Source organism: Sphingobium aquiterrae, assembly GCF_037154135.1.
GTDB lineage: Bacteria > Pseudomonadota > Alphaproteobacteria > Sphingomonadales > Sphingomonadaceae > Sphingobium > Sphingobium aquiterrae.
This window is the reverse complement of record NZ_JBANFL010000018.1, coordinates 50,463-66,486: the sequence shown is the minus strand read 5'-3', so window position 1 is coordinate 66,486 and position 16,024 is coordinate 50,463. Positions and strand designations below refer to the sequence as shown.

At 60.3% G+C, this 16,024-nt stretch carries 12 protein-coding genes; 11 read left to right on the top strand and 1 reads right to left on the bottom strand.

Features of this window, described 5'->3' with window-relative positions:
- The first annotated feature begins 36 nt into the window (after positions 1–36).
- The 9 genes from WFP78_RS18160 (at position 37) to WFP78_RS18120 (ending at position 13,275) form a co-directional block, all read left to right on the top strand.
- A complete protein-coding gene (locus WFP78_RS18160; RefSeq protein ID WP_336965558.1) occupies positions 37–1,164 on the top strand; it encodes an NAD(P)/FAD-dependent oxidoreductase in 1,128 nt (375 codons plus the stop codon).
- A gap of 41 nt (positions 1,165–1,205) precedes the next feature.
- The gene (locus WFP78_RS18155; protein ID WP_336965556.1) at positions 1,206–3,149 is read left to right on the top strand and encodes an N-acyl-D-amino-acid deacylase family protein; all 1,944 of its coding nucleotides are present in this window, start codon (positions 1,206–1,208) and stop codon (positions 3,147–3,149) included.
- A gap of 694 nt (positions 3,150–3,843) precedes the next feature.
- On the top strand, positions 3,844–6,096 hold the full coding sequence (locus WFP78_RS18150; RefSeq protein WP_191225135.1) for a TonB-dependent receptor: 2,253 nt from the start codon (positions 3,844–3,846) through the stop codon (positions 6,094–6,096).
- 97 nt (positions 6,097–6,193) lie between these two features.
- Positions 6,194–7,576, top strand: coding sequence for a nucleobase:cation symporter-2 family protein (locus WFP78_RS18145; RefSeq protein WP_070932350.1), 1,383 nt, complete (start codon positions 6,194–6,196; stop codon positions 7,574–7,576).
- 16 nt (positions 7,577–7,592) lie between these two features.
- Entirely contained in the window at positions 7,593–8,666 is a 1,074-nt protein-coding gene (locus tag WFP78_RS18140) for a nucleoside hydrolase (RefSeq protein ID WP_336965553.1), read from the top strand.
- Positions 8,647–9,066: a hypothetical protein gene (locus WFP78_RS18135; protein WP_139181621.1), complete on the top strand. Its 420-nt coding sequence runs from the start codon at positions 8,647–8,649 to the stop codon at positions 9,064–9,066. Before WFP78_RS18140 ends, WFP78_RS18135 begins: the two co-directional genes overlap by 20 nt.
- A gap of 71 nt (positions 9,067–9,137) precedes the next feature.
- Entirely contained in the window at positions 9,138–10,373 is a 1,236-nt protein-coding gene (locus tag WFP78_RS18130; protein ID WP_070932356.1) for a phosphopentomutase, read from the top strand.
- Positions 10,374–10,526: 153 nt separating this feature from the next.
- A complete protein-coding gene (locus tag WFP78_RS18125) occupies positions 10,527–11,504 on the top strand; it encodes an XdhC family protein (RefSeq protein WP_139181622.1) in 978 nt (325 codons plus the stop codon).
- A 502-nt stretch (positions 11,505–12,006) separates the two neighbouring features.
- Entirely contained in the window at positions 12,007–13,275 is a 1,269-nt protein-coding gene (locus WFP78_RS18120; protein ID WP_191225136.1) for a nucleoside deaminase, read from the top strand.
- A gap of 61 nt (positions 13,276–13,336) precedes the next feature.
- Here the strand turns inward: WFP78_RS18120 and WFP78_RS18115 are convergent, their stop codons facing one another.
- On the bottom strand, positions 13,337–14,245 hold the full coding sequence (locus WFP78_RS18115) for a LysR family transcriptional regulator (protein ID WP_070932360.1): 909 nt from the start codon (positions 14,243–14,245) through the stop codon (positions 13,337–13,339).
- A 242-nt stretch (positions 14,246–14,487) separates the two neighbouring features.
- On the opposite strand from WFP78_RS18115, the gene WFP78_RS18110 reads away from it, so the two are divergent.
- Positions 14,488–15,222, top strand: a complete 735-nt coding sequence (locus tag WFP78_RS18110; RefSeq protein ID WP_191225137.1) for an ABC transporter ATP-binding protein — start codon at positions 14,488–14,490, stop codon at positions 15,220–15,222.
- Positions 15,212–16,009 (top strand): ABC transporter permease, encoded by a 798-nt coding sequence (locus WFP78_RS18105; protein ID WP_191225138.1) that lies wholly within the window; start codon positions 15,212–15,214, stop codon positions 16,007–16,009. Before WFP78_RS18110 ends, WFP78_RS18105 begins: the two co-directional genes overlap by 11 nt.
- Positions 16,010–16,024 lie beyond the last annotated feature (15 nt).

Below are 16,024 nucleotides of genomic sequence, written 5' to 3'. Positions count from 1 at the left end.
GGGCACAATCCCACTCATCCCAACTCACGAGCGATCATGCCGGATAGTACGACCGAATTTCTGATAGTGGGCGCCGGCATAGCGGGCACGTCGCTCGCCTATGCGCTTACGCGCGCGGGCGTATCCAACATCATCGTGGTCGATGGCGAAGCGTCGGGCAGCTATCACGCCAGCGGACGCTCCGCCGCGATGTATATGGCGGGCTACGGCAACGCGCCCGTCCGGGCACTTACGCGGCAAAGTTTCGGCTTTCTTGACACGCCACCACCGGATTTCGCCGACGGCCCCTTGCTCCGTCGGCGGGGCCATCTCACGATCGCAGGGGAAGCCGACACGTCCTTGCTGCGCGAGATGGCCAGGAATGCGAATGCCGACATTCTCGATGCGGACGCCGCTCGCGCCATCGTCTCTCCCCTACGTCCGGACGCCACGGCTGCGGCCTTTTTCGACCCGGACGCGAGCGACATCGACACCGATCTGCTGCACCAATCCTATATCCGGCACGCACGCAGGGCTGGCGCCCGCTTCCTGACCGATACCCCGTTTCATGGCGCGCAACGGGCGGCAGGAGGATGGACGGCGCGGGTCGGCGCTCAGGAAATTCGCGCCCGGACGATCATCTGTGCTGCCGGCGCCTGGGCGGACCAGGTGGCCCAGTCCTGCGGGGTTGCCGCTGTGGGACTGGTGCCGATGCGCCGCACGGCACTGCTTGTCGCGCCGCCCGAGGAATGGGAAATCGAGAGTTGGCCGATGGTCATGACAGCGGCGGAATCGCTCTATTTCAAGCCTGACGCCGGCAAGCTGCTGGTCTCTCCGGCCGACGAGACCCCTGACGCACCCAGCGATGTTCAGCCCGACGAGTGGGACGTGGCCGTCGCGGCGCATCGGCTCCGGGAACTGCTAGACATCGACGTGCGGCGGATCGACGCCCAGTGGGCTGGCCTGCGCACCTTCGCACCGGATCGGACGCCGGTGGTCGGTTTCGACGCCGACAGCCCGGATTTCTTCTGGTTCGCCGGACAGGGCGGCTATGGCTTCCAGCTCGCTCCGGCGCTCGCTGCGGCCGGCGCGGCGATGCTCGCCGGGCAGCCTCCGGAGGGCGACGCCGATATCGACTGGCGATTGCTCGCCGCGAACCGCTTCTGCGGCGCCACGCAGGCATGAGCCGCACGACCTTCTCCTCACACGCATCGAAAGGATCATGGATGCTTCGTCAGCTGATCTACCCCGGCTTCGCTGCCGCAGGCCTCCTCATCGCCGGCGAGGCCATGGCGCAGACCGCCACTCCCGCCTTCGACGTGATCATCAAGGGCGGGAGCATAGTCGACGGGTCCGGGGGAACGCCCTATAGCGCGGATATCGGCGTTGTCGGTGGCCATATCGCACAGATCGGAACGCTCGATCCGTCGAGTGGAAAGACGGTCATCAACGCGACCGGACAGTTGGTGTCACCCGGCTTCATCAACATTCACAGCCATGCGCAGACGAACGCCGTCGCCACAGCCGCCAGCGCGCTGCTGCAGGGTGTGACCACGGAACTCGTCAATTCCGACGGCGGCATGACCGGCCCGGCCGACGATGTCACCGCAGGCCTGCAAATGTTCTCCAATGACGGCTTGGCCGTGAACGTCGCGCCCTTTGTGGGCTTCAACGCCGTATGGGCCTCCGTCGTCGGCGCCGAGGACCGCCGCCCGACGTCCGAAGAAATCGGCCGCATGCAGACCATCGTCTCGTCGGGAATGAAGGCCGGCGCATGGGGCGTTTCGTCGGGCCTCGACTACAAGCCCGGCTATTACGCCAAGACCAGCGAAGTCATCGACATCGTCAAGCCGTCCGCACCCTATCGCGCGATCTTCACCAACCATGACAGGTTCGCGCCGCCTAACTTCAGCTCGCTGGAAGGGATCGCCGAGACCCTGGAGGTCGGACAGAAGGCGGGCCTTATTCCCGTCGTCACCCATATGAAGCTGTGGGCAAAGGAGCAGGGCCGCGCAGGCGAAGCCATCGACATGCTTCGGCGCTCGACGGCGTCAGGCCACTATGCGGTCGGCGACGTCTATCCCTATGTCTTCGCGCAGTCGGGGCCGGCAGGTCTGCTGCTGCCCGGCTGGTCGGTCGACGGGGGCCGGGAAAAGATGCTAGAGCGGTTCAAGGATCCCGCGATGCGCGCGCGCATCGCGAAGGAGACCGAGGAACAGCTGGTGGCGCGCGTCGGCGGTCCCGAGGGACTCTATCTGACTCAGGAAAAGCGTTATCTGCCCGCAGCCATGCAGGAAATGAACGCCCCTGCGGGCGAGACGATCATCCGCCTTCTGGAAAAGGGTGACGTCCGCACGCTCTTCACCTTCGGCAGCGAGGACGACGTCAACGCCTTCTATCGCTACCCCGACACCGTGATGGCATGCGATTGCGGCGCGACCACGACCACGCGCACCCATCCGCGCAACTATGGCGCCTTCGCGCGCTTCCTGGGCGAATATACCCGCAACCGGAAGCTCTTCCCGTGGCAGGAGGCCATCCGCCGCATGACGGCCCTCCCCGCCTCGACCATCGGCATGGTCGATCGCGGCCTGCTCGCGCCGGGCATGGTCGCCGACATCGTCGTCTTCGATCCCGACACCATCACCGACCGGTCCACGATCGAAAAGCCTTCGCTGCTCGCGACCGGCATTTCGACGGTACTGGTCAGCGGCACATTGGCGGTGAGCGATGGCCGCGTGACCGGCGAACAGGGGGGCCGGGCTCTCCTGCGCGGTCAGGACATGCCCTCTCGCCCGATGGCCGTCGGAAAGGCGGGACGCTGGTCGCTGGGCGCCATCTCGCTGAATTCGGGCGGACGCGAAGGCGCGATAAAAGTCGATGCCGACCTTCGTCAGAATGCCGGCAATGCGGGGGCTGACGGGAAGCTCTCCATAACCGGCAGCGGATGGTCAATCACCGCCAACAGCTTCGGCCCTGTCCAGAGCGCGGACGGATGGGTCAGTTTCTCGGCATGGGGCGTGGCCAGCAACGGCAGGGCGATGCCGCTCATCATTACATTGGATCGCAAGATGGCCGGTATCGCCAAGAACAAGGTTGCGGTCACGATCCGATCGGATGAGGCAAGCTGGACCACGACCGTTCCTACGCGCCAGATTCGAGGATTTTGAGCGCACGCGACAGGCTGTTTCGAGCGCACCACGTCTGTGGGCAACGGAATTCACTACCGTGGGCAGGAACGACCTACGTAAGTCCCGTCATGACTGACATGACATCAGTCTTGAACTGACCATTTGGGCGCCATGAGCTGGAATTGCTCTGCGAATTGTAGCTCAAAGCGGTAATGCATCGCCGGGAGCACTACGCTAATTCCGCATTATACCGTCGATTACCGCCGGGCCTACGCTTTTTTGGAAATGGTGCCCCAAGCAGGACGAAAGCGACGAATATGAAGCGCCGCTTCTACTACGCTAGAACTGCCGAATATCGCTGGGAATAGCAGGTCACCGCCTTCGCGCGGCCTGTGACGCCATGCACGGACCTAGTCTGCGAATCCGCCCGCTTCAAAGCAGCGCTCCGGCAGGAGACGTGGCACCTTTTTACCCATGTGACCGCAAATGATTTGACGGAACCTTATGGGACCGCAGATGCGCACGTACGGAGCAGCGCGCTAATAATTCGCGCAATCCGCGCCCAATATGCTGCTTCTCTGGCCGCTACCGTTGCGATACCCAAATTACAGCGAGAGAAGCGGTCCCGACGGCTGAACGTCGTTGCACGAGCCGCGCGAATTTCCGGGCAGGATCAAAGACTTCGCTGGGCGCGCTGGCGCCGTTGCTGATACATATAATGGGGGCTAACGGTATGAAAAATTTCAGAGGGTTTCTCGGTGCGGGCGTTGCCTCGCTGTGCATTCTTCCGGCCGCTGCGGGCGCGCAGGAGGCTGCGGGGACGGCCGAGGGGGGCAACGAGATCATAGTCACAGCCCAGCGCCGCGAGGCCCGACTGCTCGACGTGCCCATTGCAGTGGCCGCCATTTCGGCCAATACGTTGCAGAAGTCAGGTTTCACCAATGCGCAGGACATCCAGTATCTAACGCCCAGCCTGCAGGTGAACCGCGCCGGTTCGGAAGTCTTCCAGGTACGTGGCGTCGGCACGCCGATCACCGGTTATTATCTGGAGCAATCAGTCGGTGTCGTCGTCGACGGCGTGCCCATCGCGTTGCCGAGCGACATCGGTCTTGGCGCCTTGCCCGACGTGGCGCAGATCGAGGTGCTGCGTGGGCCACAAGGGACGCTGTTCGGCAAGAATGCGTCCGCTGGCCTCGTCAATATCACCACCCGGCAACCAACCTTCGACGCTGTCTCCACCGACGGGCGCATCTCCTATGGTTCGCGGAGCGACATGCGGGTGGCCACGAACCTCAACATGCCGCTGGGCGAGACGGTCGCGGCGCTCGTTTCGGGCGCGTACCAGCACCAGGACGGGTTCATCGACAATCTCTACACCGGCAAGCGCCTAGGCGACTACACCGACCGCGCCGTGCGCGCCAAGCTGCTGTGGAAGCCCAGCGCGACCTTCGAGGCACGCCTGAGCGGCGACTACCAAGAGCGCAGCGGCAGCGATCCGGCCTATGTCTACACCTTCCGCAGCTATGGTCCCAGCGCCCCGGCCAACGGCTACGGATCGGGTGCCGACCCGTACAACATCACCCCCGGCGCGGACAACACGACCGTCGCGCAGGATTCAGACACGTACTTCTCGTCGCGTCGCGGCGGCGGCGCACTGACGCTCACCTACAAGCCGGGCGACTTCACCATCACGTCCATCACCGCCTATCGCAAGGTGAAGACAAGATACCAGACCGATAATGACGGCGGCCCGTTGGAGGTCAGCCTCAGCCCGAACTGGTCGAACGCACACCAGTTTAGCCAGGAACTGCGCGTCGAGGCGCCGAAGAACGATGTGATCGACGTCCAGGGGGGCGTGTTCTACTACCATCGCAAGGGCGAGCAGTTCTTCCAGACTCACGGCACGTTCTACCGCACCCTGCCTGCAGGCACAGAGTATTACTCCTACTCGGGCGGCCTCCAGCACGACCAGGCTATGAACGAGAACTACGCCGTGTTCGGCGATGCGACCTGGCACATCCTGCCGGGCCTCAACCTGGAGGCGGGCGGTCGCTATACGCATGATACCGTCTCGGCGGACTACTCGGTAGCCCCGATTGCGGGTTATACTGTGCTGGGCGCCGCAATCCCGGCGAACGGCTATCACGACCGCTACGGCAACGACGACTTCTCGTATCGCGGCTCGCTGCAGTACAAGCTCACGCCGGACCTCATGACGTACATAAGCTATGCGCGCGGATATAAAGGGCCAGGCTTCGCGGGCACCAATGCCGCGCTGGTGCGCATCAAGCCAGAGATCGTGAAGTCGGTCGAAGGCGGGATCAAGGCGAGTCTGTTCGACCGCATGCTGACCACCAACCTCTCGGTGTTCTACTCGAAGTTCCTCAACTTCCAGACCCAGGCGCTCGACCCGGTCACCAAGATCGTGTCGCTGACCAACGCGGGCGCGCAACGCACACAGGGTGTGGAACTGGAAGTCACCGCGCGCCCGATCGAGGGGCTGAATCTTTCGGGCAACCTGTCCTACACCGATGCCAAGTTCACCGACTATCGCGCCGCCTGCTATGTCGGCCAGACGGCGGCTCAGGGTTGCGTGCCCGCCTCGGGCGGTTCGGCAGCCTACTACCAGGCGGACGGGGTTTCACTGCCCCTGACTGGCAAGTGGAGCTACACGCTGGCGGGCGGCTACAACCGTCCGGTCGGCGGCGGCAAGATGATCGAGGTAAACGCCAACCTCTTCTACAAGAGTTCGGCCCTGTCCTCGCTCGATCCTGGCACGCTTATTCCTGCCTACACCATCGTCAATGGCAACATCGGCTTCGGCGCGGAGGACGGCACCTGGAAGCTCAGCCTGTTCGCCCGCAACCTGTTCGACAAATATTTCGTCGCCAAAATCACCCATGCTTTCACCGACGGCTATCTGAACACCCCCACCGCCGAGGCGCGGCGCACGATCGGCGTGCAGTTCTCCTGGGCGGTGCATTGACATGACGGCGGCATGGGGTCGGCGCATTGTCTCTCTGTGCCGTACCCCTGATTTTTCCGACGAGGAGGCTCCGCCCCGGCGGCGAGAGGACGGCATAATGAGCGATGCCGCTGCCGTTCCCCGCCCCGGCGGCATCGCTTCGGCTTTCATCCATCCCGTCAATCAAATACCGCCGCTGCGACGGCTGGCCGTGCTCGCCTTCCAGCACGTGCTGGTGATGTACGCAGGCGCGATCACGGTGCCGCTGATCATCGGGCGCGCGCTCAATCTCGATGCCCAGGCGATGACGCTGCTAGTTAATGCCGACCTCGTTTCCTGCGGCATCGCCACCCTCGTCCAGACGCTGGGGCTTGGCCGCGTGGTGGGCATCCGCCTGCCGATCATGATGGGAGTCACTTTCGCCTCGGTCAGCCCGATGCTGGCGCTGATCGCCAGCGGCAACGCGATGGGGCAGGCGCCGGCGATCACGCTATCGACGATCTACGGATCGGTGATCGTCGCCGGACTGTTCGGGCTGCTGGCCGCGCCCGTGGTCGGACGCATGGCACGGCTGTTCCCCTCGGTGGTGACCGGGACCGTGATCCTGATGATGGGTCTCTCGCTAATGCGCGTGGGGGTCGATTGGGCCGCAGGCGGGCAGTCGAACGATCCCGGCTACGGCATGCCCGGCAACCTGCTGCTGGCGCTGACCACGCTGGTCGTCGTGCTGCTGCTGATGCGCTTCGGCAAGGGCTTGGTGCGCAGCGGCGCAGTGCTGCTGGGGGCGGTGATCGGCACGGTGATCGCGATGATCTTCGGCCAGACCGACTTTTCCGACGTCGCGCAATCCCACTGGTTCGCCGTCGTCCAGCCGTTCCAGTTCGGCATGCCGCGTTTCGATCTGTCCATGTCGCTGGCAATGTGTCTGGTGATGACGACCGTACTGGTCGAATCGTTCGGCATGTTCCTGGCTGCGGGCGAACTTGTCGATTGCCCCGCCGACCGCCCCGCGCTGGTGCGCGGCCTGCGCGCCGATGCGTTGGGCACGCTAATCGGCGGCGTGTTCAACACCTTTCCCTATACCTCCTACGCCCAGAACATCGGCCTCCTGAGCGTCACCGGTATCCGTTCGCGCTTCGTGTGCGCGGCGGGCGGGGTGATCCTGCTCGCCTTCGGACTGTGTCCCAAGCTGGCGGCAGTGGTCGCCGCCGTACCGGTCTCGGTGCTGGGCGGTGCGGGGCTGATCATGTTCGGGATGATTGCGGCATCGGGCGTGCGCATACTCGGCTCGGTCGAGATAACCTCCGCGCGGCTGCTGACGATCGCGGTGTCGATCGCGGTCGGGCTGATCCCGGTGCTTTCGGAGCGCTTCTTCCAGCACGTCCCCGCCGCCCTCGCGCCGATCACCCATTCGGGCATCGTGCTGACGACGATCTCGGCGGTACTGCTCAACCTCTTCTTCGGCAAGGATGCTTCTGACGCCGAACACGTAATTCCCTGAACGCAGAGACCACGCGATGAAAGTTGCCTCCATCCTTTTCGCCACGCTGCTGCTCTCGACGGTCGCAACGCCTGCCCCAGCCGCAACCAAGCCTGCCACACCCAAGCAGTTGGTGATCGTCGACAACGACTTCGGTGTACCCGTAAGCGGCATCCAGGCGGTCCCCGCGATCACGGATCCCTCGGTCGAGGTGCTGGGCATCACGACGCTGTTCGGCGACAGCTACGTCCCCGACGACACCACCCACCTGCTGCGCTTCCTTGAGATCATCGGCCGCGCCGACATTCCCGTTCACGCCGGGGCCGACCGCCCGCTGGTGCGCAGCAAGTCCGAACTCCTCGCGTGGGAGCGGCTGCACGGCATCTTCCCGTGGAAGGGCGCGTGGAACGAGCCGCAGCCCGGCCATGCCGCCGTCGGGCCGAACGACATCCAGCCGATGGTCGCGGGCGAGACCAAGCTCAAGGCCGCGCCCGGCCATGCCGTCGCGTTCCTGATTGATCAGGTCCGCAAACATCCAGGGCAGGTGTCGATCGTCGCCGCCGGGCCTCTCACCAATCTCGCGCTGGCGCAGCGCCTCGATCCCACGTTCGCTGCCAACGTGAAGCGGCTGGTGATCATGGGCGGGCTGGTCGACAACAACCTCAAGCAGGTGACCGACGACGCCAATTTCTACAACGACTTTAACTTCAAGGCCGACCCGGAAGCGGCGGACATCGTGATGACCTCGGACTTCCCTAGCATCACCATCGTCGGCAACGTCACCAACAAGACCCGCCTGACGCCCGAACTGCTCGCCCGGATCACGGCGGTGAAGACGCCTCTGTCCGACTATTACGCGAAGTATTCGCTCAAGGGCCTGCCCCTGTGGGACGAACTGGCGGCGGCGATCTTCGTCGACCCGACGTTAATCACCCGCTCGACCAAGGCTTACATGCGCGTCGATACCGACCACGGCATGAACTATGGCACCGCCCACGTCTGGCCCGAGGCGACCCGCCCCCATCAGGGCGAGCATCTGGTCGAGATCGTCGAGGATATCGATCCAGTTCGATTCAAGGACATGATGATCAATGCTCTCCAATCGCGGTGATGAAGAGATGATATGCTCATCTCCTTCGGCCAGTGTCGCTAACAAATTAGGCGCACCTTGCCGGCCGGGATTTGGGTGCATCCACAGCCAATTCCAAGCCGCTGGTACGCCGCCTGTTGTCGATGCCTACTGCGCTGACCTGAATGGAAAACTGTTTTGGAAGGGGCATGCGCTGTCGTCAGTCGATCCCTACTTGCCGATTCCAGGCTATTCGGTGGCCAATCTCAATATCAGCGTTTGCACTGACAACAGCACGTGGCGTGTGGGAATTTTCGCTCGGAATGTCTTCGACAAATACCGCATCGCAAAGATCGACAGAATTTTCGACGGCTATTTGAACACTCCGGCAACGGACGCAAGACGCAGCGATGGCGGGCATCTGAGCTTCTGGTTCCGGTAAAGATTTCGAATCTTTCATGGGGTGGTGTCGCAGAAGGATGCCCCCCTCCTCACTTTGGATTGGGATATTTCATGCGCGCCATTCTCTGTGTCCTGGACTCGCTGGGTGTAGGAGAAGCTCCGGATGCCGCCTCGTTTGGCGACACTGGTGCCAACACTTTCGGGCACATTGTTCGCGCCTGCTCTTCGGGGCAGGGCGACCGAGAGGGGTTCCGTGAAGGACCGATCATGATCCCCAATCTGATCGAATTGGGTCTTGGCCTTGCGGCTGAAGCGGCTGGAGGTCCATTGCCTCTACAACGACCCAAAAAAGCTACGGGACTTTTCGGATTTGCCGCGGAGCTGAGCCGCGGCAAGGATACCCCGAGCGGCCACTGGGAAATGCTCGGCCTTCCAGTGGAATTCGATTGGGGCTTCTTTCCTAAGACTGTGCCAGCGATGCCAAATGATTTCACCGATGCCCTAATCATGGAAGCAGACCTTCCTGGCATTCTCGGCAATTGCCATGCGTCGGGCACGGAGATTGTCGCCGAACTGGGCGAAACGCACGTGCGCTCTGGCTGTCCGATCGTATACACCTCTGCTGACTCCGTGGTGCAGATCGCCGCTCATGAAGAGCATTTCGGGTTGGAGCGTCTCTACGAGGTGTGCGGAATAGCTCGCTCGATTGCCGACCGATGGAACATCGGGAGGGTGATCGCTCGCCCCTTCATCGGAAGCAGCGCACAGGGCTTCCAACGCACAATAAATCGCCGGGATCTCGTCACACCCCCACACGGTCCGACGCTATTGGACATGGCACAGGCCGCCGGTCACGAAACGATCTCGATCGGCAAGGTGGGTGATATCTTCGGCCATCGCGGGATTAGCACATCTCTCAAGGCGGGAAGGAACGCCTCCGTTCTGGACGTCCTAATGAAGGAAATGCAGCGCGCGCCCGACGGCGCCTTGATTATCGCCAACTTCAACGACTTCGACACCCTATTTGGACATCGTCGGGACGTCCCAGGATACGCTCGCGCCCTGGAGCGATTCGATCAAGATTTGCCTACCCTCTTGGCTTGTATGAGAGACGACGACATTCTGATTCTTTCGGCGGACCATGGCTGCGACCCCACATACCCCGGAAGCGATCACACCCGAGAGTTTGTGCCGATCATAGCAACCGGGCCAAAAATCAAGCCTGGAGATATCGGCCAGCGTGAAACCTTCGCCGACATAGGCCAATCCCTAGCCTCCCATCTCGGGCTCTCTCCCCTCTCGGTTGGAGTCAACTTCCTCCCCAAGGGAGATCACGGAGAGCTGTGACCTTTCTTCAGGCAGCGCAATCATGACATCTCCTTCTTCTAATATCGACAGGATCATTGGCGCAGCGCTCGCGTGGGCGGTCTTTATCTCCGGCCTCAGCTATTCCGTCTATAGGGCTTGGACGTCTTCGCGACGCGCCGAACGAGGCATGGCGTGAACGAACATGTCCACGCCATGAAGAATAATTCCGCCAAGGGTCGAACTGAAGGTCATGAGGCTACTGGATTGTCTCGCATACTCGATGACAGGCATCGCATCGAACTGGACGAACAGGAGAACCTAGCCGGCGATGATCAACATGCCTTAAGGCACGCGGCGATCGCGCCGGCCGCCCTCTGCACGATCGTCGGAATAGACGGCAGCTTCTCCCGCCGTTGTGGCGCCCAACTTGCCATCGGCCAAGACGGCGGGATTGTCGGCAGCCTCGCCGACAGTTGCCTCGAGGCCGAACTCGCTAACCAAGCCAGCATCGCCTGGTCTGAAGGAAAAGCTCGGTTGCTGCGTTATGGGAGGGGCTCGCCATACATCGATATTCGCTTGCCCTGCGGCGGCGGACTGGATGTCCTCATCGATCCTTTTCCCGACCAACGATCCTTGCAGGAGGCTGTGGACCGGATCGACGCTCGGGCCGTCACGGGTATCAAACTTGCGCTTCCCGAACATGCGTCGCCGGGATTATTGACCACACGATGTTATTTACCGCCGCTGCGCATCGCCATATTGGGAGCGGGTCCGGAATGCTGGGCACTTAAAAAGCTCGCGGCCGCCTTCGGTATCGATGCGATCGTGCTTGGCCCGGAAACCGGCCTTGCACTCGGAAGGGAACCTACCTCTCTCCGCGTCGATCGTTGGACGGCTCTCGTGATGCTATTCCATGACCACGATTGGGAAGATGCTTTGCTGAAGTGGGCGCTGCAGACGCCCGCATTCTTCATCGGAGCGCAGGGAGGAGCAGGCGTGCGTGAGGCGCGGCGCCGCCGATTGGTCGAAGCAGGCTATGGCTTGGGTGAAATCGCGCGGATCAACGGCCCAATCGGCGTGATCCCCCATGCCAGGGATCCGGGGGTGCTGGCATTATCAGTCCTTGCGCAAGTGGTCGACGCCTATCAAGCGCTGCATCCCCACCCGTAGGCTATTGGAAAGCGGTAAAATCCCCTATCTGACGTTGGAGCGATGCCGCACTTTGACGGATGAGGCGGCGCTTTCGATCTGCTCGTTTCGAACGCGGCTTGTGCAGCGTTGGTCTCGCCCCAAGTCGTACAAGATCACGTCGTCAATCGGATCGGTGTCTACGCAAGTGCGGTCGTATGCACCGTCAGCAAATAGATGCTTGGTTCAGAGCCATTGTTTAGCAGCGGACGCGACGATCGCTTGAGCGTCAGGCCTGTCGGAGACGCCGGCGGCGGTAAGATTGACCATGAGCATCCCAGAACCGTAAGATATTGCTTCGCTTTAGGAGCTTCCGTGTCAGGCGCTAAGACGTCATAGACGCCGCGTGACAATTTCGAGCAGTCGATTTCTTCGAGCAGGTCGCGCTCAAAACTGTTCTAGCCCTCCGTCGCGCCCTTTGCTCTCCTTGAGGAAGGAGGCCCTGTGGGGAATCCCTTGGGCGTGCATTTATGAGGAGATGGAAATGGCATCGGAGAAGGCGACAATCAGTTCAGTCGATGAAGCCGCCAAGCTCTCAGCGGAACAAGCTATCATTGCCTATTGCAGCGGCACATTCAGTGTCGGTGGCATCATGGTAGCCAAGGATGGAACCATCGTTAAGCAGATGCACAATGCCGTAATCGTCGATGGATTTCCCCACGATCCAACCGCGCACGGCGAGAGGCAAATGGTCGACTGGTACTATCAGCAGATATATGGTGGCGTGATGCTCCCGCCGCCGGAGGATCTCACCATAGTGACTTCCCTAGATCCGTGTTGCATGTGTACCGGCGCAATTCTCACCGCTGGTTTTCGGGCTGTTACGGTTGCCGAAGATAATACCTCCGGTATCAATTTCGACAGTTCAGATACGTTCAATACGCTGCCATCGGTACTCCGACCCCAAGCCAAGGCGACATTTTCCTACCCCGCTATCGGTGGAGAGACCTGCTTTGCCCGGCCAAGCAAAGGCGCTTCTATCTTGTTCCCGGTGGGCGATGGGGTGATCGATGACCAGACCGCTGCACTTTGCGAGGTTATCTTTGATGATACGCTGCAGACTGTGCGTGACGATATCAATCATGATCTTCCACCCGACAAGCTCAAAAACATCGCCGATCTGCCAGAGGATAACTATATTCGAAAAGCCGTTTCTGACGTTGATGAAAGGGCGCTACAATATGAATTCCATGGAGAAGCCCAGCCACGCGATCAGGTAGCATTTGCGAATGCAATGGCCGACACGATGCGACAAGATCATGCCAATGGAGGGCCGGGCGAGGCCATAGCACTTATAGACCCCTTTGATAACTTTCTCTTCATGACCTCTGGGGCCTTGAATGTCAGCAAGATAATGACGGCCTTCATGATCCTCACTCGCGGTTATGCGAAGCTAAGGTACACTCTTCATCAGGCGCATCAGGCCGATCCCGACCAGTACCCAGAAGATCCACTCGAATATCTCGCTCATCCGAAGTATTGTAGATTCTTAACGGCCCTTAGCCCCAACGAGTCCAGCCAAAGCTACATGGGACTCGGTGCCTACGGCTCTACCATGGAGGGCCCCTTCGACACAGTGAAGCAATATCAGTACGCTGTGCCTCGCATATCGCAATCGGCCATTGATGCAATAACTCAGGGCATGCCGCCGCTTTACAGCCAAATAATCAAAGTCAAATTGAGCGAGATAGAAGGGGTCGGATTCTTCCGGCAAATAATTCAAGATACTTGGATTTCATTGGGAGGCGGATAATTTATATTGAGGAGGACTGCGAAACCCCGCCATTTCGTGACTGCACGAGGGAAGTCACTGCCTAACTTTCTTGTAAATTTCTCAGCTCTTCCTTGAGAATTTCAATGAATACACTCGTGTAGATAGACGGCGACTTCCCCCGGGCGATCATCAGCGCCACGATGGAGGGCTTAACGATCCCCGGGGCCATAGGCGTCCATGCAAGCTTTCCTTCCTCTACGTCTTGCTTGACGCCAAGAGACGATAGGAATGCAATGCCCAAGCCAGCTCTGACAAGCGATTTCAGCATTCCCGGACGTTCGGCTCGGGCGACTACACGACGAGCCGTGGCATCCTGGGCGAAGAGATCTTCCAATCCGCTATGCCGAAGCCAGTCATCACCCGGCGCAATAATTGGAAATGCGGCACAATCCGCCAACGAAATTCTATCTAATTTGCTCAAAGGATGATCAAGTGTGGTTACGACACCGATATCAGACGTGATAGTATATATTATGTCAGCGCGCCTACTTGCCTTTGCATCATAGGCAAGAACGATGTCCGCTTCCTTGGCAAGTAATTCAGATGTGATCCGATAATTGTCGCCCGATATAAGCGAAAAGTCGACAAGCGGAAAGCGGACTTGGAGCGCACTCATGGCATGGGGCAGCACTTGCTCCGTCAGGCTCTCGGCGGCCGCTATCCGGATCGTACCCCGGATACCACCCCGCAGCCCGCCGATCTCTTGCTTGAGCGCGATCGCCTCCCGGTTCCATCGACGGACATATCCTAAGACCGCCTCACCAGCGGCGGTTGCCCTTATTCCCCTCGGAAGACGTACGAACAGCTCAACACCGAGTTCATGTTCAAGCTGAAGAAGTTGTCGATTCACGGCGGAAGACGCGACATGCAGGTTGTCCGCAGCCTTTCGGATCGAACCATCCTTCACCGCTTGATCGAAATACAGCAACGCCGTTCGGATCATTGCCATCGACGATTCCCTTCTTTCATTCCGCTGCTAAAATTCGAGCACTTTGTCGCAAAAATGCTGCTGGTGCGAAAGGGCGAAAATGCTTCATTATCGTGAGCATGTTTAGTGCGGATCGGTCACGATGCGCGCGGAGCTATGTGTGTGAGCTACAAATGGGGGCGCTAGTGCAGTCTGATTCCGTCTCAAATATCGCTCCCACTTCTTCATCGGCGGTTCCTGCGGTAGCGCTAAGGCATGTGTCGATGTCCTTTGAAGGACGCAGCGGTCCCGTCCAAGCGCTGTCGGAAGTCAACCTCGAAATTCAGCAAAGAGAGATTGTTTCTATCGTCGGCAGAAGCGGCTGTGGAAAGTCAACGCTGCTCCGGATCATTAGTGGTCTGGCTAAATCATCGGGAGGGCACCTGTCGATTATGGGAACAACCACCGAGGATTATCAGCGCCATACCAAATTCGGCTTTGTCTTCCAGGAGGCCGGGCTCTTTCCATGGAAGACCGTTCTTCAGAACATCCTCTTGCCTCTCGACATTGCAGAAATCGGCCAGCCACATACACGCCTTGATCGTGCGCGATCGCTGCTTGACATGATGCGGCTTGGCGATTTCGCCAATCACTATCCGGCTCAGCTTTCGGGCGGCATGCGCCAGCGCATCTCGATTGCTAGGGCGATCTCCTACGAGCCGGAGATCCTGCTCATGGACGAGCCGTTCGGTGCTCTCGACGATTTCACGCGCCGTGAAATCCATGATGAGCTGATTCGGATATGGAGCAGGCGGCCAATGACGATCATCCTCGTCACCCATTCACTCCCGGAAGCACTGCATCTGTCGGATCGGATCGTCATCATGGCGCCACGGCCGGGCAGGGTTCGAGAGATCGTGGCGGTGCTCAACCCGCGTCAGGCAAGCGGACGGGGCCAGCATGGAGAGAACTACCTCGCCCAGCTCGACCAACTCGAGGCGTCGATCCATGCGGCCTGAGCAGTCCGCCTTTATGCCGCGCTTTGCATCGCAACTCCGAAGTTCCGCGCCAGCGTTCGCCCTGTTCCTGTCAGTCGGCGTAGCGTGGGAACTGATCGTCCGCACCTTCAATATCGCAACCTACCTTCTGCCGGCGCCTAGCGCGATCCTGACGAAGATGATCGAAGCGCGTGCGATGCTCTTTCAGAATCTCGTTTCGACGATGGCGGCAAGCATGGCCGGCTTCCTGATCGGTACCCTTCTAGCGATCCTGACCGCGGTGGTTTTTCTCTATTCGCGGACGCTGGAACGTGCGCTCTTCCCATGGGCGCTTATCATCAAGGCGGTTCCAATCCTGGCGATTGCGCCACTGCTTACCATATGGCTTGGTTTTGGGCTCGCACCGAAAATCGCGATCTCGGCTATCGCATGCTATTTCCCGGTTCTCGTCAACGCAGCAAAGGGCTTGAGGACGGTCGGACGCCCGGCAATGGAGTTTCTAGCCATAGTCGGAGCGAGCAAACGCCAGAGTTTTTTCCATGCCCGCTGGTTCGCGGCGCTCCCTTACATCTTCGCCGCAGCGAAGATCAGTTCAAGCACCGCAGTAATCGGCGCCATCGTCGCAGAGTTCACAGGAGCAAATCTCGGCATCGGAACGGTAATCGTCACAGCCGGCTATCAGCAAGACACCACCATGCTTTTCTCAGCAATCGTGATCTCTTCCATAGCCACGATCATCCTCTTCTACATCGTGGTTCTGGCGGAAAAACTCTGCCTCTATTGGCCTGAAGCGCAGGCGGAAGATTGATGGTCTGGCAAGTTC